At 55.2% G+C, this 20,605-nt stretch carries 21 protein-coding genes; 6 read left to right on the forward strand and 15 right to left on the reverse strand.

The window, feature by feature from the left end; translation table 11 throughout:
- Nucleotides 1-166: 166 nt before the first annotated feature.
- The 3 genes from RBH26_RS14370 to RBH26_RS14380 form a co-directional block, all read right to left on the reverse strand.
- Entirely contained in the window at nucleotides 167-1,204 is a 1,038-nt protein-coding gene (locus RBH26_RS14370; RefSeq protein WP_306759068.1) for a hypothetical protein, read from the reverse strand.
- A gap of 5 nt (nucleotides 1,205-1,209) precedes the next feature.
- Nucleotides 1,210-2,337, reverse strand: coding sequence for a hypothetical protein (locus tag RBH26_RS14375; RefSeq protein ID WP_306759069.1), 1,128 nt, complete (start codon nucleotides 2,335-2,337; stop codon nucleotides 1,210-1,212).
- A gap of 219 nt (nucleotides 2,338-2,556) precedes the next feature.
- Nucleotides 2,557-2,763: a hypothetical protein gene (locus tag RBH26_RS14380; protein ID WP_306759070.1), complete on the reverse strand. Its 207-nt coding sequence runs from the start codon at nucleotides 2,761-2,763 to the stop codon at nucleotides 2,557-2,559.
- A 200-nt stretch (nucleotides 2,764-2,963) separates the two neighbouring features.
- On the opposite strand from RBH26_RS14380, the gene RBH26_RS14385 reads away from it, so the two are divergent.
- The gene (locus tag RBH26_RS14385) at nucleotides 2,964-5,222 is read left to right on the forward strand and encodes an AAA domain-containing protein (protein WP_306759071.1); all 2,259 of its coding nucleotides are present in this window, start codon (nucleotides 2,964-2,966) and stop codon (nucleotides 5,220-5,222) included.
- A gap of 540 nt (nucleotides 5,223-5,762) precedes the next feature.
- Here RBH26_RS14385 and RBH26_RS14390 read toward each other — a convergent pair.
- Nucleotides 5,763-6,983: a digeranylgeranylglycerophospholipid reductase gene (locus RBH26_RS14390; RefSeq protein WP_306759072.1), complete on the reverse strand. Its 1,221-nt coding sequence runs from the start codon at nucleotides 6,981-6,983 to the stop codon at nucleotides 5,763-5,765.
- A gap of 96 nt (nucleotides 6,984-7,079) precedes the next feature.
- Nucleotides 7,080-7,412: an SMR family transporter gene (locus tag RBH26_RS14395; RefSeq protein WP_306759073.1), complete on the reverse strand. Its 333-nt coding sequence runs from the start codon at nucleotides 7,410-7,412 to the stop codon at nucleotides 7,080-7,082.
- Nucleotides 7,413-7,495: 83 nt separating this feature from the next.
- Here RBH26_RS14395 and RBH26_RS14400 point away from each other — a divergent pair, with 83 nt between their 5' ends.
- Nucleotides 7,496-8,284 carry a helix-turn-helix domain-containing protein gene (locus RBH26_RS14400; protein WP_306759074.1) on the forward strand — a complete coding sequence of 263 codons (789 nt, stop codon included), beginning with the start codon at nucleotides 7,496-7,498 and terminating at the stop codon, nucleotides 8,282-8,284.
- Nucleotides 8,285-8,522: 238 nt separating this feature from the next.
- On the opposite strand, the gene RBH26_RS14405 is transcribed toward RBH26_RS14400, so the two are convergent.
- Nucleotides 8,523-8,750 carry a helix-turn-helix domain-containing protein gene (locus tag RBH26_RS14405; RefSeq protein ID WP_345784085.1) on the reverse strand — a complete coding sequence of 76 codons (228 nt, stop codon included), beginning with the start codon at nucleotides 8,748-8,750 and terminating at the stop codon, nucleotides 8,523-8,525.
- 165 nt (nucleotides 8,751-8,915) lie between these two features.
- Here RBH26_RS14405 and RBH26_RS14410 point away from each other — a divergent pair, with 165 nt between their 5' ends.
- The 3 genes from RBH26_RS14410 to RBH26_RS14420 all read left to right on the forward strand — a co-directional run bounded on the left by RBH26_RS14410 (nucleotide 8,916) and on the right by RBH26_RS14420 (nucleotide 11,497).
- A complete protein-coding gene (locus RBH26_RS14410) occupies nucleotides 8,916-10,625 on the forward strand; it encodes an ATP-binding protein (RefSeq protein ID WP_306759076.1) in 1,710 nt (569 codons plus the stop codon).
- 71 nt (nucleotides 10,626-10,696) lie between these two features.
- The gene (locus RBH26_RS14415; RefSeq protein WP_006066862.1) at nucleotides 10,697-10,999 is read left to right on the forward strand and encodes a ribbon-helix-helix protein, CopG family; all 303 of its coding nucleotides are present in this window, start codon (nucleotides 10,697-10,699) and stop codon (nucleotides 10,997-10,999) included.
- 6 nt (nucleotides 11,000-11,005) lie between these two features.
- A complete protein-coding gene (locus RBH26_RS14420; protein WP_306759077.1) occupies nucleotides 11,006-11,497 on the forward strand; it encodes a hypothetical protein in 492 nt (163 codons plus the stop codon).
- Here RBH26_RS14420 and RBH26_RS14425 read toward each other — a convergent pair whose 3' ends face one another.
- The 6 genes from RBH26_RS14425 to RBH26_RS14450 all read right to left on the reverse strand — a co-directional run bounded on the left by RBH26_RS14425 (nucleotide 11,498) and on the right by RBH26_RS14450 (nucleotide 16,428).
- Entirely contained in the window at nucleotides 11,498-11,770 is a 273-nt protein-coding gene (locus RBH26_RS14425) for a hypothetical protein (protein WP_306759078.1), read from the reverse strand.
- A gap of 475 nt (nucleotides 11,771-12,245) precedes the next feature.
- Complete coding sequence (locus tag RBH26_RS14430; RefSeq protein ID WP_306759079.1) at nucleotides 12,246-13,337, reverse strand: tetratricopeptide repeat protein; 1,092 nt, start codon at nucleotides 13,335-13,337, stop codon at nucleotides 12,246-12,248.
- A 148-nt stretch (nucleotides 13,338-13,485) separates the two neighbouring features.
- Entirely contained in the window at nucleotides 13,486-13,935 is a 450-nt protein-coding gene (locus tag RBH26_RS14435; RefSeq protein ID WP_306759080.1) for a hypothetical protein, read from the reverse strand.
- A 427-nt stretch (nucleotides 13,936-14,362) separates the two neighbouring features.
- Nucleotides 14,363-15,229: a hypothetical protein gene (locus tag RBH26_RS14440; protein ID WP_306759081.1), complete on the reverse strand. Its 867-nt coding sequence runs from the start codon at nucleotides 15,227-15,229 to the stop codon at nucleotides 14,363-14,365.
- A 264-nt stretch (nucleotides 15,230-15,493) separates the two neighbouring features.
- A complete protein-coding gene (locus RBH26_RS14445; protein WP_306759082.1) occupies nucleotides 15,494-16,126 on the reverse strand; it encodes a hypothetical protein in 633 nt (210 codons plus the stop codon).
- Complete coding sequence (locus tag RBH26_RS14450) at nucleotides 16,123-16,428, reverse strand: hypothetical protein (protein ID WP_306759083.1); 306 nt, start codon at nucleotides 16,426-16,428, stop codon at nucleotides 16,123-16,125. Before RBH26_RS14450 ends, RBH26_RS14445 begins: the two co-directional genes overlap by 4 nt.
- Nucleotides 16,429-16,627: 199 nt before the next feature.
- Between RBH26_RS14450 and RBH26_RS14455 the strand changes: the two genes are divergently transcribed.
- The gene (locus tag RBH26_RS14455; RefSeq protein WP_306759084.1) at nucleotides 16,628-17,008 is read left to right on the forward strand and encodes a hypothetical protein; all 381 of its coding nucleotides are present in this window, start codon (nucleotides 16,628-16,630) and stop codon (nucleotides 17,006-17,008) included.
- A 626-nt stretch (nucleotides 17,009-17,634) separates the two neighbouring features.
- Here RBH26_RS14455 and RBH26_RS14460 read toward each other — a convergent pair.
- The 3 genes from RBH26_RS14460 to RBH26_RS14470 are packed head-to-tail and all read right to left on the reverse strand — an operon-like array spanning nucleotide 17,635 to nucleotide 20,448.
- Nucleotides 17,635-19,293, reverse strand: a complete 1,659-nt coding sequence (locus RBH26_RS14460; protein WP_306759085.1) for a ThiF family adenylyltransferase — start codon at nucleotides 19,291-19,293, stop codon at nucleotides 17,635-17,637.
- The gene (locus RBH26_RS14465; RefSeq protein WP_306759086.1) at nucleotides 19,290-19,874 is read right to left on the reverse strand and encodes a hypothetical protein; all 585 of its coding nucleotides are present in this window, start codon (nucleotides 19,872-19,874) and stop codon (nucleotides 19,290-19,292) included. The genes RBH26_RS14460 and RBH26_RS14465 overlap by 4 nt, the downstream gene beginning before the upstream one ends.
- Nucleotide 19,875: 1 nt before the next feature.
- Nucleotides 19,876-20,448 carry a hypothetical protein gene (locus RBH26_RS14470; RefSeq protein WP_306759087.1) on the reverse strand — a complete coding sequence of 191 codons (573 nt, stop codon included), beginning with the start codon at nucleotides 20,446-20,448 and terminating at the stop codon, nucleotides 19,876-19,878.
- Nucleotides 20,449-20,605: the final 157 nt, after the last annotated feature.

Genomic DNA, 20,605 nt, shown 5'->3' on the forward strand with positions numbered 1-20,605 from the left:
AATGAATGATAAGTACAGGTGAAGGCGTTACCGGAGCAACATCCAAGGCCCCAGCTATTCTTGATCCTACCACTCAAATACCGGAATATACGATACCAACCATACTAGATAACCGGTTAACACGTAATATAACTCACAAATAATCAGGAGGGGATCCTGACCGTAGTCACTCTACGGTTGAGTCGTCAGAATCACTTTCTTCTTCGTTGCTGCCATCTTCGTCAACGTTTTCCTTGCCACTCCCATCAGCGATTCCCTCCTCAGAGATCATATCCAATGTCGTTTGCTGCTCATCTGGGATATGATCCTCATCAACATCCTCGAGAACATCCTCAACCCGACTCTCACGCACCGTCTGGGTGATTTGCAACACCTCCGAAATATGATCATGTGAGAACTCGTACGTCAGGTCCTCTATGTGATCACACGCACCGATCTCCTGCAAGTAATAGAGTACTCGATTAACTCTGTCAGGAGGCAGGTTAAACACCGGTGCAAAATGATCTCGGACCTGATTCACACTCACCTGCACTGGATCTTCATATCCCATCGACTGTTCACCCCAAATCCCGCAGATGGCAACCGCAAGGATCTCTTTCTCCATCTGCTCAGTCAATACGAATTCCTCCTTCGGGTTCTCAGGTAGTTCAATCCCCCTATCGAATCGATTCTGGAGACGACCTGATTTGAATTCACCAGCCACCCGGCGTAACTGCCCACCGAAGTCCTGAGTGAGAACCGCTGCTTCTTCCTCAAGTCTCTCAAGTTGCTCTTGGCAGTTTTCCCACTCGTTCCGACATTGACCTACCCAATCATCATCGATGTCGTGATAGACAATGCAACGGTCAATCGTCTGGACTGACCCATCATACGGTGTCTTCTCACGTACATTCGCATTCTTGAGTTCTTCTTCCACACCGTCGATGGTGAGTTCATTACACCGCCGCATCTGCTTGATGTGTCTATCCCCGATATTATTTCCAGATTTGATCTCGACAAGCAGGCAGGTGTCTCCATCGTACAGCACGAAATCCGGCTCTGAATTGACGCCAGAGTATGAATCGTTGATTTCTCCGAACTTGATCGGCATGCGCCATCCAAGATCAGCAAGGCAAGGAGATGCACGAGCTGTCATGGCGCTAAAGAATAGATTATAGGTTTGTTTTTCTCTAAATTGCCGATCGACTTCTGGCGACTCCGACATTTCTATTATGGTGCCGCAACAGGATTCTCGACTTTCTCTTGGGAGTATGTCGAGTCGTATTCGTAAATCTGCTGTACAATGTCTCTGAGACTCATCGCAGTTGCTGGCTCACGGGGATAGATGATGATGTCCGGAGGCTCTACAGCAAGATCAAAAATCTCCTCATGCTGAGTATCGTATACTCGTAGCGTATTTTCATCCCGCTGGCCGAATTTATATTGTGGACCGTTCAGGACGTTTTCCTTCAACTCCTCAATCAATGAGTAATCTGTCTCATTGTCTCGATCGGGATCCGTGAGTTCGATAGCTGTGAACCCGTCTACCGAAAACCCGTTCTCGAAGCTGTTGTGCTTTGGAGCGTGATCAATTTCGAAATTCGCCTTATCCAGTTCCTGGTATTCCTCAGAAACGCTTAGCAACGTCTCAACTGCCTTGTCTTGTGATCCATCAACTACCGACTGGAATGATAGACGCCCATCGTTTGTACTCGCTCCCTGAATTGCAGCTTCGGGACTGTTTGTTTGGTCGAACTCAATCCGAGTGGGTTTCGCATTGAAATACTTCTCTGCTTTCTCGAGATCGTTCCTGCGTCCACCATGGAAGCGAAGTGTTGCGTGTCTGTCCGCGTAGGGCGCATGATATTGTGAGGTGAATCCTGAAATATAGGAGTCTTGGATGATATCCTCTTGCGTGAGGGCATCAAGGTACTCGGACGATAGGTACAACCGTTCAACCTGTGGGAGGTATTTGATTAGTTTCTCTATCGTCTTTTCTCGCCACTCTTGACGCACAGTTGTGAGAACCCAAATGTACTCTCCCTGCTGAATCCAAACAGAGTCGTCGGTCCTCGATTTTTCGGGCGTGGTGATATTGACGATCGCTGTTTCGTCATCTACGACTTCTTCTGAGAAGGTGTGCTTCGCTACGTAATTCTGTGCATGTCCACTAATTCGCCCACTCTTCGTGATCTGATTAATGTAGTCGTCGAGTGATCCAATCTCGTATCCCTGGTTGTCTAAGAGATAGAGATTGAGGTCCGTGGACTTCCCGCTCCGGTGTTCCTTCTCCTCTTGATCATCTTTAGAGGTTACTACATGCTCAATGAGCTCTCGGAGGATTTCTCGCTTGCTCATTTGGCGGTACCGGTCGGGGTCAAGATCCATTGTCGTGGTTCAGTGGGTGGTGTTTTAGGTTCGGTACTCTTAGGTTCAGGGATTTTCTGCCGGTCTATGTAATAGTTTGAGAAACAGGCACATAGAGGTGAGCCTTGGAATGGAAGTAAAACTACCTGCTCCCGTGTAACCTCAACGATAGCCGATCGGCTAAAGCAATCAGTGTGTCGTATAGAGGACTCAATTACCATCTGACCAGTCTGGCTCATCATGATGGTTCACCACGACGTGAACAAGAAGATAGAGTGGCAAGAGGAAGATTACCAATAGAGAGACACTGCCACCAATATCCCGAAAGACTTGGTTTGTATCAACTGTGACGGTTTCGAGAGCGATTACAGCCAATAAAAAAGTGATGAGCGCGAGGAACCAATCTGTTCTATCCATAATTCAATTCACTAACAACATATGTTACAAATATTTCGATTCGGCAAATACGCAGATCCGTTTATCGGTCGATTCATCAAGAAATATTGGTAATTAAATTCATGAGAGTTAGTCTGTGACTCTCCCTGTCAAAACTACTAGCCATGTGATGACTTCACTGAACAGGAAAATTTAGGATCAAGTGCTTCGTTCTGGTCGACATGTCTCTCCTCTTCGAGAGTGCGATCGGTGAGTTCGACCTCTCGAGTGCTGCCCTCCATTCACCGGCAGACGAGACGTTCGAACCGGTGCGAGATGACCCCATTCCAATCGATGGGATCGTCGAATATGCGAGCTACCACGACCAACTCTCACATCCCGAGAAAGACAGCTGGATCGTAATTCCGCTTCATACACGCAATAGTGCAGCACTCTCGGGCGAATATCTCGCCTTCACAGAACACGCACTCCATGGCGATGTTTTCATCTACAATGATGGCGACGACTATGCTTCGGTCGATCAAGACACGTTTGCCGTCTCGTCGCTAGCCGACCGGGTACGCTTCTGGCACTCTGATTACGCACCTGACGATCCGCCGTCGTACTTCGACTCACCAATTGCAGAGCGGGAACCACCGCGAAATCCGCTTTCTGACGACAACGACACGGACTCCTTCTTTGACGAACTCGAGTCGTTTGTCCAAGCGGAGATGGACGCCCAACGTGATGAAAACCGAGCGAAAGCAGCCGCGTCGACGCCCAAAGCACTCCGTACCGAGGGGTTCGGTGCGGTTCCATCGCTTGCATCCCTTGGCCACCCAGAAGATGGTGTCTACCGATTCAGAATCGATGACGGGCAAGTAGATCGGCAGCATGACACGCATCGAGTCATCCAGAGCGAATTCCGGATCTTCGAAGGAAACGAAGTGCTCCTCCACCCACCAAGCAAAGAGCACTCACCAGATGCGTTCCCGATTCCAGCGACAGTCGATGCGATTGAGGGACTAACCGTCAGTCTCGCTATCGACTGGTATACGATCGAGAACCGGTCGACTGTCGGTGCGTTCCTCCGCCAGAAGCGACGGGATTTTGCACTCACCCAACTGTTGAATCCCGTTCCGTACGAGCGCGAACTTGCTGCAATTGCGCGCGTTCGCGAGCGTGATGATCAATGCGCGCTCTTGACAGGCGACACAGCAGTCACCTTTGGGGATACGGCTGGTGTCAAGAGTAGTCAGCAAGACGTCGAACTGAACCAGGAACAGGAGCTCGCAGTGTCCTGTGCCCTCCTTGCTGATCACCTCTTCTGCATTCATGGACCACCAGGCACAGGCAAGACGCGAACGCTCGTCGAAGTCGTCAGGCGGTCAGTCGAGGCTGGGGACGACGTCCTCGTCTGTGCCGATTCAAACCAAGCAGTCGACAATCTCGTTGCTGGCTCGAGTACAGCCACTGAGACCGACGACCGATCACTGCACGCCCATGCACAACACGGTGCCGGCGAGTTCGTACTCCGACGCGTGAACGCCAGCAGATCATCGAACGAAGTTGTTAGTACCCAATATGCCACCTGCGATGGACTAGCCGATGTCGTCGCAGCGACGAACAGCAGCGCAGCGACTCTCGAGCGAGAGTTCGATGTGCTCGTCCTCGACGAGGCGACACAGGCGACATGCACCGCCTCGTGTATTCCGCTTGCGCGAGCGGACAAAGTGATCCTCGCAGGCGATCACAAGCAATTACCGCCATTCAGTGCAACCGAAGAACCGCCGGAGTCCGCAGCCGGTCTCTCCCTGTTCGAACACCTCTACGCTGACGGCGGTATTTACGAGGGAGTCGGTATCCAGCTCCGAACGCAGTACCGGATGCATCGCGATATCGCCTGGTTTCCGAACAGCCGCTTCTACGACCGGGCCCTGCGGCAAGGGCGTGACGTTACCGCACTCGAGGAGCAGCCGGCGTTCGTCGGCTACGATATTGGTGGAAGCGAGACGACGATCGACCACTCCAAGCGCAACGACGCAGAGGTGCGACTCGTTGCCCATATCGTCGGTGAACTGCTCGCCGATGCAGCTCTCAGCCCATCCGAAGTCAGCGTTATTACGCCATACACGGCCCAGGCTAACGCGATTCGAGAGAAGCTATCGAGATATCTTGATTCTGGACGGGACATCACTGTCGACACGATCGATTCCTTCCAAGGAAGCGAAAAAGTCGCAATCGTGATTTCGTTGGTTCGGAGTAACACAACGGGCGAAACAGGCTTCCTCGGGCGTCCCATTGACGGCCCTCGGCGATTGAACGTCGCGATGACTCGCGCCCAACGGTTCTGTGCGATCATCGGTGACTGGTATACGTTACGCTCATCCGCAGACGGCACTGACGAAGACACTGGCCTGTACGACGATCTCTACTCATTCCTCGAGAACACCAGAAGACTACGTCAGGTCGAACCGGAATTCATTCCAGTTCCCAAGTAACCGCACGGTTCGGTTTGTGTGGTTCCAGATGGGTGGATACCATGACAGACCAGCCGACGCTTTCGGAGTTCGCCACGAGTGAGTCAACTGACTCGAGACCGAAGCAGTCGGCTACATCGAGTGATGCTTCGAGTTGGATACAGGCGGCTCGGCATTCCACCTCGCTGTGTGACGCGGTGACAAGCCAGAGTCGATCTTCGATTAACTGGGGCAGATCGGTTCGACTGCCCAAGAAATCGCCGACGTTGTCAGCAAGGTGGCCAACGATGAGTGATCGACGTCGAAGCCCTCAATTGACTTGTAGACTCAACAAGCAAGTATACTGATTTCGAGATTCAGCTCTCAATTGGTGAGGTCCGCATGCTAGTGACACCATCCGATGTAGTCGTATTCAAAACGTCGTAGATGAAGTTGAGACACCAGGGGCTTCAGCGAGTTTGACCCGCGTAATATTGGACCAGTTAGTGAGTGAAAGCTACTCCGGATCGTCTCTCAAGCTCTGTTTCTTGTCGTACTAATACGCTTCATGAAGTACTGAGATTACGCTTCTCGCCAGTACTTCCAGAGGTAGGATAGATCACTAGGGTACAACAGTTTTGCAATCTCACGCTTGTTTCCTTCATTAATATCCGAAAGAGTATCTCGAGAGATCTTGTTTAGATCACGTATAAGCCGGTCGTATCGTTTATTTGATGCGAGGTACAGCAATCTCGTCATCATCAAGCGACGGTTTTGTCTGGGTGCGACTTGCTCGTTCCAGAGGTCGTCGTAGACCGACATCTCCTCAGCAGAAGTATCAATTTTCTTCGTAAGGCAGCGATCGGCAGTCATTGCGGCTGCTCGAGCTGATTTCATACACTTGTAAATCCCCTCTCCCCACACAGGATCAACTGACGGAACAGTATCACCAATCGCCATGAACGAATCGGTACTCATCGATCCTGGGGGTTGTACATGTGCCGATCCCCGCACCTGATTATCTGCAATTCGTCTAGCGTTCTCGAAACGCGGGTCAGTATCAAGCCAGTGTTCGAGATAGCCGTCAACGGTACGATTGTGAGTGGCGTGTTCCCGATAGCTCTCATTCTGGATGTAACAGATACCGACTTTCGCTGTGTCATCGCCGGTGTGGAAGATCCACGAGTAACCCCCGGGTGCGTACTCATGGTCCAGCCGTAACATCATCGCATCAGTGAGATTAGCAAAATCAGGATGAGTGAGATCAACGCCCTCAAACAGGTACTCTATGCCAATAGCGTGGTTCTTTCGCTCAAGATTGGCTATTTTCAAGTCTTTGGCCAGTGGCGCAGCCGGGCCCGTGGCATCAATAACAATCTCGCTGTAGACTTCCTGATCGCTGTTATATCGAACACCAACAACATCGCCATCTTCAACGATTGGCTCATGCACGCGAGCGTCAAACCGATACTCAGCACCCTTGTCACGGCCATCCTCAACGAGGAACTTTTTGAACGCCTCGAAGTCCAAGACGAAGCCCGGCTGGTCTTGGATGAAATGCTCATTCGGTGATTCAAGAACCACTGACTCAGTCGCGTGCATAACCACGTCGTTTGGGATGCCGAAGGAGGTCATCATCGACGCAAACGTCCCGCCGGTGGATTTGTTGCTCTGAGACGGGAACTCAGCTTCTGCTTCGGTTTCTAGAACGACAACCTTGTAACCACGTTTGGCCAGATCTCGAGCACACTGCGCCCCCGCTGGACCTGCCCCAGCGACGACCACATCATAACGGTTGGGCATTGTTGGTAAACAAACAATCAAAAGCGGGCGAAAAGTTGTTGAAACACAGTGCCACTTTTCGGTTGTTTTTTCCCTCAGGTTCAGTTTGCGATATTCTTAGTGAGCGGACATCTGCGACACGACGTTAACGCAGTAGACGCCACCGATAATAAGGAGAATTCCGAAAGCCCCCGCGAGGTCGACTGACTCGCCAAAAACAACGGCACCAATAACTGCCACACCGACAATTCCCAATGCTGCCCACGTCGCATAGACGATACTGATTGGTAATTCTTCTAACGACAGGGAGAGCAGATAGAAAGCCATCCCGTATCCGAGAATAACACCAAGGCTGGGAATCGGTTGTGAAAAGCCATCAGAAAGTTTGAGAGCAGTCGTACCGACTAGTTCGGACAGTATTGCACCAGCAAGCAGTACATATGGATGCATATCGCTAGGTCCAGAAGTCATTGATATACGGCTATTGAAACAAAACAGCACTTACAATTCGTTTGGATGTACAACGATAATCTATGACGGAATTGGGCGAGCTTGGACTCTCAAGTTACGAGGAAAAGGTCTATCGAGCACTTCTCGTAACGGGAGCAGTGACAGCGGCCGAACTTTCCGATACTAGTGGGGTTCCAAAAGGCCGTATTTATGACGTACTGAACGGACTCGAAGCTCGCAAGCTGATTTGGAGGGAATCAAGCGATCCAAATCGATACGTTGCCATACAGCCAGAAACCGTCGTTGACAGGCTTCTGGCTGAGCGAGCGTATGAACTGAAACAAGAGTGGGATCGTTACCGTGAGAAGGCAAAAACAATTCGTTCGAACCTTCTTCCAACACCACCGACGGAGAGTAGTTTCTGGCTTGGCTCGCTGGGGAGCGACGAAATGAGCACAGCGTTACAGCAGCATATGCGAACTGCGGAAAACGTTGTCCAAGCGGCCGTTGGGACACCCTACGAGAATGCGACGTGGGAGGCACTCCAATCTGAAGTTGAGGGCTTTTTTGAGGGTGCTAGCGAAGATCTCTCTATAGACCTCCTATTTAGTGAAAAGGTAGTTACCGTACTCCCTGACCGATTCCCGCGCCTAGTTGAAAACCAGTCGGCAGACATAACTGTCAGAATGATTTCTGAAGTTGTACTTTCATTTGATGTGATCGATAACGTAGAGACGACGATCGATATCCCACACCCAGTATCCAGTGAGGATCGAATTGGTGTAGTAGGAATTAAAGATTCGCAAGTCGTTGGCGAGTTTGATCAATACTTCCAACATTTGTGGGCCAAAAGTGAACCGCTTCTCGAGTAAGACAGAGATGATGAACGTGTCATACAATGGTTCCCGACAGCTATTATCTATCGGATAGATACTGAACAAAGCCGACAGTTGACAAGACTTACAGGGAACACGCGAAATGCGAGCTGTGTAAATCGTTAAGTAGAGGATGTGAAACGAACCTATGAGAATCCTACACCTATGACACGCTGAGAACAGGCTACCAGACAAAAGAATCCGAAGATTCCCAAAAGTCCACGTGGACTGTAGGTTACTCAGAAAGTGAATAGAGATTCTGACGGGCGTCTCGAAAGGACACTCGTTGCTCAACTAACTCCTCTTCTTCAAGCCGAGAGATCGCATATCGAACAGTCCGAGATGAAAGTCTGGTTTCCGAGACCAGTTCTTTCTGTGTACACTCTCCCTCGAATTCCAGCGTCTTATAGACCAACTTTGCACTCGGTGGCAAGTCCTCAAGCCGTTCTTTTGCGCTGCTCACTGTCTGTAGTACTTCTTCGAAGTAGACGCTATAGGTCGTTTCGCTTCGGCAACTCGGCTCATTCTTCGAGAGCACCGGGAGACTACGTCAAGTCGAACCGGAGCTCATTCTGGCTGCCAAGTGACCGCGCGGTAGGGTTTCTGTGGTGCCAGATGGGTGCACACCATGACAGATCATCCGACGTTATCGGAGTTCGCCGCGAACGAGACAACTGACTCGAGGCCGGCCAGTCAGCCATCGACTGACGAGACCGTGACGATGACGGCTGACGAGCGGGTCGCAACGTACCTTATCGAAGATCAGATGGCGGATCTCACAGACGCGATCCGTGAAGCGGTCCAAAACGGCATCGACAGTCCTGGGTCATCCCGTGTGCTGGTCAGTATCTCGCCTGAACGATCGCTCATCCTCGATGACGGCGCTGGTATTGACCTCGAGTCGACTGAGGGACGACGCAACCTGTCGGTGCTTGGTGCGGGAAGCAAGCAGCGATCAGATGATGAGACGATCGGAGAGTGGGGTATCGGTAAGGGTGCGATCATTGCGAAAGGTGCCGTTCGTATTTGGAGCCACGACACCGCACTGTGTTTTGACTACCGAGATCGACGCGACTCAGGTCCGTGGGCAGATATCAGCGGTCGTGACGGCCAGCTCGTGGACGCTGAGCATCATCTCGAGGGGATGCTCGTCGAGATCGATCACTACGAGGACGAAGTACCGGATCCGGACAGTTACCGCTGGCGGCGCTACGTTCGTGATCTTCGCAAGCGCTTCGCGTACGTGCAGTCCCGGACGGGCGTCTCGGTCGTGATCAACGGCGAGCCAGTCGATAAGGGAGATTCACTCGAGGCAGTGGCCGACTCGCCACACCCGTCGCTCACACGCGAAACTGAGGATGCGATCCTCGCACTCGAGTACACACCCCACGATGGGCTCGACATATACAGCAACGGACTGTACGTGACGACAAAGCGCGAGTACGGACTCGGCGGGATCGTCGTCTCGAAAGGAAACTTGACGCTGAACTTTGCGCGTAACGACATCCAATCCGGCTGTGACCGCTGGCAGCGGATCGACGACGCACTCGAGCAAGCACGTGACGATCTGTATGCAGATGTCTCGGACGACCGGCTGACTGCCGAGAGTCGGGAGGTGATGATCGAAGCGATGGCATCCGAATCAGAATCGGATGAGCAGTGGGCCGATCGCAAACTGTTCCGGCTGGCAACCGAGTCCCGCATCAGTCTCGAGGAGATCCAGGCAGCACCGAAAATCGGGTGGGTCGACGGTGCCCAGAAAGGTGCGGACAAACTCGTCGAGCGTGGCTACGTTGTCCTCGATACAAGTGATTCAGCGACGCAGCGGCTCCGTGATCTCGCCAGTGACGAGGACACATCGATAACGGTGCCAGAAACGTTCGACGTTGGCGAGCAAGCAGAGTCAGAGGGAGTGTGGACAGGCTATCATCGCATCGAGGATGAATCGCAATTGAACGCTGACCAGCAGCGGTATCTTCGCTTCGCTCGAGTGTTAGCAAGAGAGCTTGGGATTGAGCGAGATGTGTACTACGGCGAGGCGAGTGCCGATGCCTGGACCGACGGCAGGACGTACATTGTGATCACCGACTCGGCCGTGACGAGCCGCCAGCGTGCTGTCTGGATGCACGATCTATATCTGGTGATGTTGCACGAAGCAGCTCATGAAACCTCGAGTCGGGATCGTCCTTCTCATGGACATCACTTCGAGAGTACGTATCGGTCGCTCGTTGAGGATCCAGGGAATCGAAGTTCGTTCGCTGAACTCGTCCAGCAGGTCGTCGACGAGGGATTCGAGTCCGTATTCGAGGGATACGAGGTCACACGGGGATTCGAGTGATTAACAACCAAGGTCGTCTTGAGGGGCAATTTTATTTAGCTGTGGGTACACTGTATGTACAGAGAGCAACTATGGGAACGACTCGAGTAAACTTCCGGATCCCAGATGAATTAGTCGAGAAGGCCGATGTCGCAGCGAAGATCACCCACAAGAATCGGACGGAGATTGTGACTGAGGCACTTCAATCCTATCTAGACGAAATCGAAGACGAGGACGCGTTCAATGAAGAGATCGTCGAGCTATATCTTGAAGACGAGATCAGTTTTGATGTCCTCAAAACGTTTATTGGTCGCCAAGACGCCGAAGCGGTTCGTACCTCAAAAGCCGTTCTTGACCAAAGTGAGAATCTCGCCGACGAGCTTGCGGGGCTGTAGCTGGCAATGATTGTTGCCGATACGAGTGCACTTATTTCGCTAGCCACAGCCGAGGTAGTTGACCTTGTCTTCGCTGAGTTCGAAGTTCACACGACGCGTGTGATTCTGCAAGAACTCGAAGAGACAGCTGAGTATGACGATCCACATGGACAGGCAGCTCAGAATGTGCTCGAGCAGCAGGCGCAATTCTCTGTTCACACTGTTGATGGAGAACAATTTGAGTCATCAACGATCGATCAGGGGGAGGCAAGTTGTATTCGGTTGGAAGAGCAGCTTGAACCTGCATTTCTTCAGACCGACGACCTCCGAGCACTCCCAGAGATTCAGAATCTCACAACTGCCAAGGTCGCACTCTCACCAATTGTACTCCGGGCGCTCGTCAAGCGGGGCGTACTTGAACCAAAGAACGCTCAGAATAGACTCGAGCAGATTGCCAAGACCCGAGACTGGCTTGGTGCGCCGATCTACCGTCGTGCAAGACAGCTCTTTGACGAATAGCTAACACTGCTCTTCTGGGGATGTGATCCGAAGTTCGTCCTCAACTTCGTAGAAATAGCCCCGCTCGAGGAGACGCGTCAGTGCGTACTCGACGTCCCGTTGCTCGAGTGCTAACTCTGCATCGGTGGCCAGAATGTCAGTGGCATCGTCATAATTGATCAGCGGAACACTGTCTTCGCCAGCATCCGGCCGACATGCCTGCGTACACAGCCGGTCGTAGCACTCGAGAATCCACTCCGGAAGTGGTGGCCGTGGATCTGTGACGCGAGCCATTGCAGTTCTGTCTGGTTGTTTCGACAGTCATCCGCTTAACAGTACCCGTCGAATACGGCGTTGATTCTGAAGCCGCAGTTGCAGCACTCGAGATCGGGAGATCAAAATAAAGGCCTGTGCTAATATTAGTAGGTTGAAAGCTTTTGTATTTTTTCGGAGTGGATATGTTCACCGACCACGGGCGTCGTTATGATCGAGTTAGTGACGCGAGCCGGAGCGTCGCATCTGCGTTTTGAGAATGGGGTCGACAAACAGGAGTTCCTCGAGTATCTGGAATCTAGCGAGTAAGACGTACGCGTTAGTCCCGCAGCTGGGCAACGGTCCGTCCGAGTTCCCGAGCACGCTCGCTCTCGGAGATGTTATACCGTTCTTCCAGCGACCGAAGTTGTTCTTCGAATTCCATGGTGTACGGGAGTGTGCTCCTCTACAAACATATAGTGCGTCATGGAATAAGTAAGTTCTCGTGCTCAAGCGCTCATTCTGGGCTGGACGTCTCTGTATCAGCTAGTCGACTCTCCACTTCCTCACAGCGCTCGGCTACTATCGACGCTCCCTCGAGGGGACCATCGGCGTCCAGTGCCGCTCGGTACAGTTCTGCAGTGCGTTCCATCTCCTCTCTCGTTAGTTCGTCTGGGTCCTCGAGCCAGTAGCTATCTGCGAGTTTCTTGTATGCCCAAGGATCCTCGGGATACTCCTCGATGAATGACTCGAATTCCGCCCTGCTGTCGGCGGTTCTGTCCAATTCCACAAGCGAGTCAGCGACGAAGTGACGAAAGTCGAGTAAGAACTCGTCAGATGCATCCGGGAACTGCTCGCAGACCTCCTGACAGAACTCGAGTCGGTGCTCGTGGTACGTCGGCTCGTCCTCCGCTACAGTGGCAAGGTCGTTGTCCGCTGATCGAATGAAGGCCTCAAGCAAGAGAAACGACGGCAATTTTCGGTCTGCTTCCTCGATAGTCGTGATTTCGTCGGGTGTTACGGCGACAATGTACTCCCAGGCAGTTAGCCACCGATCGCAAGCCTCAGCGCGGTTTCCTTTCTCGCGGAGATCGCGTCCCTCCTGAACGAAGTCGTAAATCCGTTCTTTGTTCGGGGTGTCGGGTGCCCAGCGCTCCCAGAGTACTTCTGCCGCCATCCAGATGAAGTCCTGATCATAGCCCGTGACATCAACCTCGTATTCAGCTTCCCACTGCTCGGAGAGTGTCGTCGCCGAATTGAAATTTTCAATCCGACTCTGAAACATCGTCTCGCTCGTTTCGATGCCGTGATCGGCGAGTTTTTCGACAATTTCGTCCGTCGAGAGGGCTTCGACGTCGCTGAGTTCCCACGCATCAGCAGGGTGGGTCCCATTTGATGTGTCGGCTATTCGTTGCTCACGGTGAGCGGGTTGACTTGCTTCTTGGGCCTCTTCGTTGCCACTCTCACCTAATCCGTGTTCGTCGACGTATTGCTCGACACGCTTCCGGTCAATCCGGCTGAGTTCCTTACGTTCATGATCTTCGTATAGATGCTCACGGATCGCAGATTCCTCCTCAAAGGTTTGCTCGCAGTAGCGACACTCGACCATTACTCGAGAGTACGTATGCGGGTAGGAAAAACAACAGGTGTGAACAGGACGTGCGCTCCGGAACGCCGAGGAAATACGTAGCCTGCGATGTCGTCTTCACCGAGGTGTCTACTTCGCTAAAAAGCTGAAACGGTGCATTTGACCGATTTCACGGTGTGGCGGCTACTGTGTCGTCAGTCGCTAGATCGAACGAGAGACTGATGACGAGTTCGTTGAACCAGACGACCGGGCGCTTGCTCTGGTCGTCTTCCTCGAAGAAGATGATTCCCAACTGGGCGAGTCGACTGAGTTCTTCGTGGACGTTCTTGATGTCCCGGTCAACAACCTGTGCAATCTCGTTAATGCTGGATGGCTCTTCCTGGCGGATGGCTTCGATGAGATCGAGGACGCGCGGCGTCAGCGTCTCCATGAGGTCGTCGTGGCTGGTGAACGAGAGCGTCGGCGGGGAATCCACCGCGTCGCCCCGCTCGAGTGCTTCAATGCCGTCGGTGACATCATCGTGGAACTCACTGGACGACTTGACAGTCACGACGAGGGTTGATTCGGCCCGAAGCTGTTCGCGCTCCATCGGGTGCAGCGGCGGCGTGGTATCGTTCATAGGTATCACCGTGGTGTGATGGCCTCACTTGACATCGAACTCGGAGAGCGTCTGCTCACCGTGAAGAGCAGTGAGGGTGTGGAGCTCGCCATCAGTGAGCATACTATTGCATAATAGCTGATTGATATATAAGTGGCTTCGCTATCTTGCAACAGCCGACTGGCCCAGTCAAGTCAGCGCACAGTATTAACGTCGATCCGAGAATCTCCACAGTGCTCTCGAGAGGTTTCCGGTGACAGCTGGCGTCTTCAGACACAGCTACAGGGAAGTCGTTAGAGTAAGACCGACAACGACCGATCAAACGGCGTACTATAGAGTAACAGTACACTGCATACAACCGCTCTTGTGCTGGATATTAGGTGGGCGGATAGAGTGATACCCTTCTCAGGGGTTGTGGGTAGTCGGGCGACACCCGCAACCGTCGACGTCAGGTGTCTCCGGAACCGGCCATTTCACCAGGGATGTCGACATCGTCCATCAACAAGACGCGACGTTCCGTATACTCGAGGCCGTTCTTGCGCTGTGTCCGCTTTTTGACTGCCAACCTGCTTTTCGAGAGATCGAGCAACGCATCGATCGTTCGCGAAACCAGTTTCTTCGCGTAGTCGTCACTGATCCCCTTCTCCTGCCGTCGGATCCAGTGTTTCATATCGCCGGCGGTGACGTACTCTCGAACGCTTGCACTTCCCTTCCGCCAGGGGTTGTCTCCAACCGCTGGATCGGTACGTGCCTTCCAGAGCTTTGCAGCGAGCCGTGACGGAAGCGCCGATGTCGTTGCCCGGAGCATATCCTCGTCCATCTTCGCGAGCTGCTGGAGTGGAAGCAGATCTCCATACGAGAGGGAGACATCACCTCCACGTTCGAGTGGGTCGTCACTCTCGGGCAATCGGAAGTAACTCTCACCGTCGTCTTTGCGGATGCGCTCGAGGCGGCCATCCACAACGTCGATCTCGCCTTCGTCGATATGTTCCTCCAGGAGATGCGCACCCTTCTCGAGTTCTCGTGCCTGGAGTTCACCGACGCGGTCTTTGTTGGCGTTGAGTTTCTTCTCGTGGGCGTCCAGTCGTGCTTCGATCGGTGTCCGTGATTCTTCTAAGTCCTCGAGCCGTGCTTCGAGATCCTTGTTTTCGGTGTGGGCCTCCTCGAGTTCGGCCTCAAGGTTACCTATGCGGTCATCCTTTTGGGAAAGTTCATCCTCGAGAGTAGTGACACGCTCGTGAAGCCGCTCGAGTTCGTCGGCAAGTGTTTGGAGTGTCTGTGCATCAGGTTCGGGACAGTCTGTGTTCGCGCTCATTGGGTTCTAGATTCTGGTTTCGGTGTCATTGTCAGGCGATTCGACTCGCGCTGCTGGTCGATGTCGGGAACGCTGGTAGAGCAGTAGACTACCGACTCGAGAGTCGTCTCGAGGGAGTGCAGTGGCCGTCTCCCCGAACGACGTCTTCGTGTTCGAAAGTCCGGTGTCGGTCTACCGGGGATTGGTGGCTCCGGGTCGAGTGGCGGAGTATGGTCTACTGCGCTGGATAAGTCAACGCGATCCCGAGATGGTTTGCTGGATCAGTTAGCCACCCTCGGGTTGAAGTCGACAGTCATGGCTTGCCAGCTTGGTGAGCGAGTCGAACGGACACTCGCAGATATCGCAGTAATGTCTCTGCTCCGTGAGGAATGTCTCACGGTTCATGTGGCCGCCATCGGGCACGGCAGACTGTCTCTGATGCTCGAGTTCACTGGAATCGTGATCTCTGGGCCGTCCCTGTACGTGAAGATCGACTTCGGTAATCGGTTCGCGACCAGTTTCTCTCCACGTACTATTGCGGCGTTCGTGTTCGATCCACCAGGCTTCGCCACCGGTATCGGGGACAACCATCACCCGTCTGCGACGGCCGTTGATCGTCGTGTACTCGAACACGAATTCGACGGTCGGTTCGGTGGACTGGTCACAGCCGCCGTCGGTTGCAAGACATGGGTCGTCATCGGCATCGGCGAGTAGAATTCCGTCTTTGATCTTGAGAGTATTAGCTTGGGTATCGTCGTCGGCGATAATGATCTCTGAGCCGTCGGTCGCTTCGATGTCGCCTGGTTCGTAGCCGGCGACGGCGCGGGACTCCGCTCGCAGGCGCATCTCGCGAGCGCCTTCGCGCTCGAGTTGTTCGGCACGCTTTGCGACAGCTTCGTGATCGTTGACGAACGTCATTGGTCGCCCACCTCGACAGCGCCGACGATCGCATCAGCCATCGTCTTGAACAGGTACTGCACTTCGAAGCCGCCGCGACGGTCGGCGATGTAGTCGATCCAGTCGTCGATCGTCTTCTCGACATCCTCGAGGTCGTAGCGGACGGTGCGCTCGCCGTTCTCGATAACGTGCACGGACTCGTCGGTCGTCCGGTAGACGTGGTGTGCGCCCTCGTTGTCGATACCGACGGAGATGTAGTCGGCACGTGGGTCGGTAGTCTGTGCTTCCGAAACCGTTTCGTGGGTTCGCGGTTGAACACTCATTGTCCTTACCTTGGGACACAGGTCCGGTGTTCCAGCACCGGGCCGGGAATTCTCCCGAGCCACCCTGCGTCTCTATTCTGGAGTATGCGCCATAGGCACTTAACATTCACGTTGTAAATGTAAACGTTGTTTCTGACCGCAACGTATTTTGCAATTGTCACCGTAATACGCATGTGATACGCGAATGAGCGTAGCAACTATGGATCAGAGCGAATTGGACGCGCTGCACGAATCGATCCTTGACAAGCTCGCCGAAGGCCGCGCAACGCCAAGCTACCTCGCAGACCAAACTAACGAGAGCCGGCAGTTGGTCTCGTCGCGCTTACGCGATCTTATGATGGGTGGTCACGTCGAGAAGATCCACAAGGGCTTATACGAGCTACAGAACGATCCGCGAGCTTCGACGGCTGGCGAGCGTGTGAAAGACATCACTTCGGACGGCTACTACATTGACGGCGGCGACCTCGTCGGCGAGTGTGACCGGATTAGGCTCTCGGATAACGATGGTCTGAGCTTCGATTATGAGATCATTGCGGAAGATGGTACCCTCGTCGTCCAGAAGCGTGATCACGAGGAGTAACCAGCAGCCATTGTCGGATCTTGAGGTTCGCGAACAGCCGCTCACCCAGGTCCGCGACGTACTCGTCGCGCTCCCCTAGTCGCCGATCGGACATTGATATGTTCGGTACCGAGATTAGTCACCTTCAGCAGCAGCTCTGAGACAACTCGTACACACGAACCCAGCTTTTTCAAGAGAGATCAACATCGATACGTAGGCAGATCGTCTAAATAGACACAGACAGGACGTTTACTTCGGAATCCCCAAATTGACAACGTGCACACGACAAGTCGCGGCTCGTGTGCATATTCGGGAATCGGATTCTGACAACGTGTACCCCCAGGGGGTGTGTTGGGGTGAAGAGCTTAGTGAAGCCCGTTTCAGACGAACCCTCGTCGGGTTAATGTCTTGAGGTGTCGAACACCCTGAAAATCTCTACGGATTTAAGTACGAAGACGCGGCCAGCGCCGGCGATGTCATCCGACGGTCGTCGAGACGGCCCCCTGATTGCCGTCGCACTGACCGAGTTCTCGGTCCACTACGAGCAAGCCGATCCCGCGCTCGCCGAACGTGCCTGGTAGCTGGCCGCTGACCGCCTCGTCGGGTACGACGTTGAGCCGCGCAAAATGCAGGGGAGTAGTCCCCGATCAGCGGACGTCTGGATTTTCAACGCGCAGATCGTGATCTTCACCCGTATCGAGGTCGACATAGTCGCCAAGCCCGACCGTCCGGGCCTTCTCGCAGTCTTCCTTACAGCGGGTACGGCGGTCGCCGTCCGTCGTCAGCCATTTCATCTCGCCCGTACTCGGCCGGTAGATCTGGCGCCCCGCGAACGTCGACGTCGATGTCCCGACGATGAGTGCATGGAGCCGCTCCATCATCAGCGACGCCACCATGCCGTTCGTCGTCACAACGCTCGGGTCACGCAACTCGTCGCTGCCGTCGTCGGCCTCGCCGGGCTCCCGCTGCACGTAGAGCCCACCGTTGTCAGCCCTGTCTCGCGGCGGCTGGCGATCCCGGACGACGCCGGAACTCCGGTCGCCCTGCTTCCACGCCTCGAGGCAGTGGAGACACGCTAGGTCCGGGCCTGCGGTCTCGACTGTGGACCGCGCGCCCGATGCGAGTTCGTCGGTCTCCTCGTCGACGCGGAGGTGTGTCCCCCCTGAGATAACGGGAATGAGGTGGGCGTACGCCAGCCGGTCGATGACTTTCTGGACCCAATGGGGGTCTGCAGCGTTCAGAATTACGTCGCAGTCCAGGAGCGCGCCGAGCGCGCTGTAGTCGTCGTTCCCGCGCTCGACGACGCTCCCGTGGACCGCTCGCGCCTGGAAGCCAGGCGCGGTCGCGGCCTTCTCCGCGATTTCACGAGCGAGCTCGGACTTCCGGACGTTCGACCGGGCGTCCTCGGGAGACGCGCCGTAGGCGCGGTTCAGGTTCGCCTCCTTAAGGTGGTCGAAGTCGACGAACACGGCGCCGCCGACGCCGAGGCGTGCGACCTGCTCGGCGAGCAGCGACCCGACACCGCCACACCCGACGACGGCGACGCGGATGCCGCTGAGCCGGGCCTGCCCGCGCTCACCCCACAGTTCCAGCGTGCTGTCATGGGCGACCGTGCCCGTCCCGAGGCCGGGACCGGCCGGGCCCTGCGCGCTGAACGCGGTCGAGAGCTTCTCGAGATACGGCCCATCCCGGACCCTCTCGACCAGGGAGGCACCGAGGACGCGGATGGCGGTCGCATCCGTCCTCTCCGGCGGTGTGCCGCCGGTGAAGTCGTAGGCGCGGAAGCTCCACTCCGGCTCCCCGGTTTCCCGCCGCGGTCGGCTAGCGATGATGCCGGCGCCGAACGGGCGGTCGGCGCCCAGGAGTTCGGCGTCGGACTCCAGCCGCATCGGGTCGGCCTCCAAATCTGGCTTGGAAGGATACGCGCTCCATCCGGGGTGGGAGTGGAAGTACGCGATGCCCTTCCGCGGGTCGTGCTCGATTCCCTCTTTCGCTCGCGCCCGGTACGCCGGGCTGAGCTTCAGACTCCCGTCTCGGATGTGGACGTCGTCGTCGGTCTCCGGCGGGATGACGTCCTCGACGATGTACGTGACCCGGGAGTCGCCGGTGCTACGCGTGAGCGTCGCGATCACGCCCTGCTCGTAGCGGTCGGGCTGGTGCTCCGACCCCTCCGGCTCCCGGTCGGCGTACTCCGGTCGGAGGTGGCCGTACAGCGTCTGCTTGACGTCCTGGGTGATGGCGACGTGGAACTCCTCGGCCTCCCGAACGGGGTACAGCTCGGGGAGCGCGTCGTCGCGTCCGCTCATGCTGTCCCCTCCGGTTCGTCCAGCCGCAGGAGGTACTGCACGATGCTGTGGGCGTCGGCGAGGTCACGCATCCGTTCGGGCTGCCGGTTCATGTTCGACCACCTCCAACTGAACGCTATCGCGCTTTCCTCGTCGGCGACCTCTAGGACCTTCTCGACTTTGTCGTAGTGGCTGTCGCCCGGCTTGGTGAACGCATTACGGCACTGGATGTCGCCGGCGTCCTGATCGTCGACGGTGACGGAGGGCGTCATCATCACCCAGTGCGGGTCACTGCCGTCGAACGACTGGTCGACGAGGATATAGAGGTCCGCAGTGGGGTCGTCCCACCGCTCGCTGTACGCGTGGAGCTCGTACTCGCCGAGCCAGATGAGCGCCTGGTTGCCGTACGTCTCCGCGACGGTCGGCTGCCCGTGCTCGCTGTCGCGCTCGCGCTGGAGCGCGTGCATTGCGCCTTGGAAGTCGTCGTCCAGATTCTCATCCGGGACGGTGGCCGGCGGTAGCGGGCACGACTTGTTGTAGTTACCCCCATGCCCGTCGCCGTCGCCCACCTCCGTGGCGGTCTGGTCTTCGTCGACGGCCATGTCAGGAGTTACCTGGAGTGCGGGGCTCGCTGTTGAACCGTTCGACGCCGGGGTCGCTGAGGTCCACCTCGTCGTCGCCGCTGTAGGTGTTCTCAGTCCCGACCTCGACAAGTGCGTCGTCGGTGTTCTTGCCGAACCGCCCGAGGATGGTCTCGGCGGTCGGGGTGTCCTCGTCGAAGAACTCGACAGGCTCATTGTCGACCTTCACGCCGTAGCGGTCGCGTGCGTCGACGGCGCGGTCCTCGATGGTCTCGATGGTGTCCTCGAGGTCCTCGACCTCGCGGAAGAGGTCGGGGTCGGCGCCGCCGGTCGCGAGTGTCTCCTGCAGGTCGTTGATGTTGTCCTGCGTGGCCTGGACGTCCGCTTCGAAGCCGTCGGGAAGCGATCCGTCGGCGTGCTCTACGGCGTCTTCCAGAGCCTCCACGTCGTCCTCGACGGTCTCGAGGTCGACGAGGGCATTTGCGGGAATGTCTTCTTCGACGGACTCGATGATGTCCTGAGCGCTCTGAATGGACTCAGCGAGGTCGTCGAGCTCTACAACTGCAGTCGTACCATTAGTGGGATCGTCACTCATGTTCGATCACCTGCCTCCTTTAACCCGGAGACGTTGGGCCGACCGGGGTACTGCAGTCGCCGCTATGACGGCCCTTCTGCGAGTTCGCGAGTGACAGAGTTGTCACTCGGAACCCGTAGTAGAGCGGGTCCGATTGAGGGGCGGGCACGTACCGGTC

The sequence above is a fragment of the Natronolimnohabitans sp. A-GB9 genome, assembly GCF_030848565.1.
GTDB lineage: Archaea > Halobacteriota > Halobacteria > Halobacteriales > Natrialbaceae > Natronolimnohabitans.

Bases quoted from the DNA above. Each gene is read 5' to 3' on its own strand.
- RBH26_RS14470 (WP_306759087.1), bottom strand. From the start codon at position 20,448: ATGAGTGACGATCCCACTAATGGTACGACTGCAGTTGTAGAGCTCGAC.
- RBH26_RS14445 (WP_306759082.1), bottom strand. From the start codon at position 16,126: ATGACGTTCGTCAACGATCACGAAGCTGTCGCAAAGCGTGCCGAACAA.
- RBH26_RS14455 (WP_306759084.1), top strand. From the start codon at position 16,628: ATGGATCAGAGCGAATTGGACGCGCTGCACGAATCGATCCTTGACAAG.
- RBH26_RS14460 (WP_306759085.1), bottom strand. From the start codon at position 19,293: ATGAGCGGACGCGACGACGCGCTCCCCGAGCTGTACCCCGTTCGGGAG.
- RBH26_RS14370 (WP_306759068.1), bottom strand. From the start codon at position 1,204: ATGTCGGAGTCGCCAGAAGTCGATCGGCAATTTAGAGAAAAACAAACC.
- RBH26_RS14390 (WP_306759072.1), bottom strand. From the start codon at position 6,983: ATGCCCAACCGTTATGATGTGGTCGTCGCTGGGGCAGGTCCAGCGGGG.
- RBH26_RS14380 (WP_306759070.1), bottom strand. From the start codon at position 2,763: ATGGATAGAACAGATTGGTTCCTCGCGCTCATCACTTTTTTATTGGCT.
- RBH26_RS14385 (WP_306759071.1), top strand. From the start codon at position 2,964: ATGTCTCTCCTCTTCGAGAGTGCGATCGGTGAGTTCGACCTCTCGAGT.
- RBH26_RS14415 (WP_006066862.1), top strand. From the start codon at position 10,697: ATGGGAACGACTCGAGTAAACTTCCGGATCCCAGATGAATTAGTCGAG.
- RBH26_RS14450 (WP_306759083.1), bottom strand. From the start codon at position 16,428: ATGAGTGTTCAACCGCGAACCCACGAAACGGTTTCGGAAGCACAGACT.
- RBH26_RS14440 (WP_306759081.1), bottom strand. From the start codon at position 15,229: ATGAGCGCGAACACAGACTGTCCCGAACCTGATGCACAGACACTCCAA.
- RBH26_RS14395 (WP_306759073.1), bottom strand. From the start codon at position 7,412: ATGCATCCATATGTACTGCTTGCTGGTGCAATACTGTCCGAACTAGTC.
- RBH26_RS14425 (WP_306759078.1), bottom strand. From the start codon at position 11,770: ATGGCTCGCGTCACAGATCCACGGCCACCACTTCCGGAGTGGATTCTC.
- RBH26_RS14435 (WP_306759080.1), bottom strand. From the start codon at position 13,935: ATGAACGATACCACGCCGCCGCTGCACCCGATGGAGCGCGAACAGCTT.
- RBH26_RS14400 (WP_306759074.1), top strand. From the start codon at position 7,496: ATGACGGAATTGGGCGAGCTTGGACTCTCAAGTTACGAGGAAAAGGTC.
- RBH26_RS14375 (WP_306759069.1), bottom strand. From the start codon at position 2,337: ATGAGCAAGCGAGAAATCCTCCGAGAGCTCATTGAGCATGTAGTAACC.
- RBH26_RS14465 (WP_306759086.1), bottom strand. From the start codon at position 19,874: ATGGCCGTCGACGAAGACCAGACCGCCACGGAGGTGGGCGACGGCGAC.
- RBH26_RS14410 (WP_306759076.1), top strand. From the start codon at position 8,916: ATGACAGATCATCCGACGTTATCGGAGTTCGCCGCGAACGAGACAACT.
- RBH26_RS14430 (WP_306759079.1), bottom strand. From the start codon at position 13,337: ATGGTCGAGTGTCGCTACTGCGAGCAAACCTTTGAGGAGGAATCTGCG.
- RBH26_RS14420 (WP_306759077.1), top strand. From the start codon at position 11,006: ATGATTGTTGCCGATACGAGTGCACTTATTTCGCTAGCCACAGCCGAG.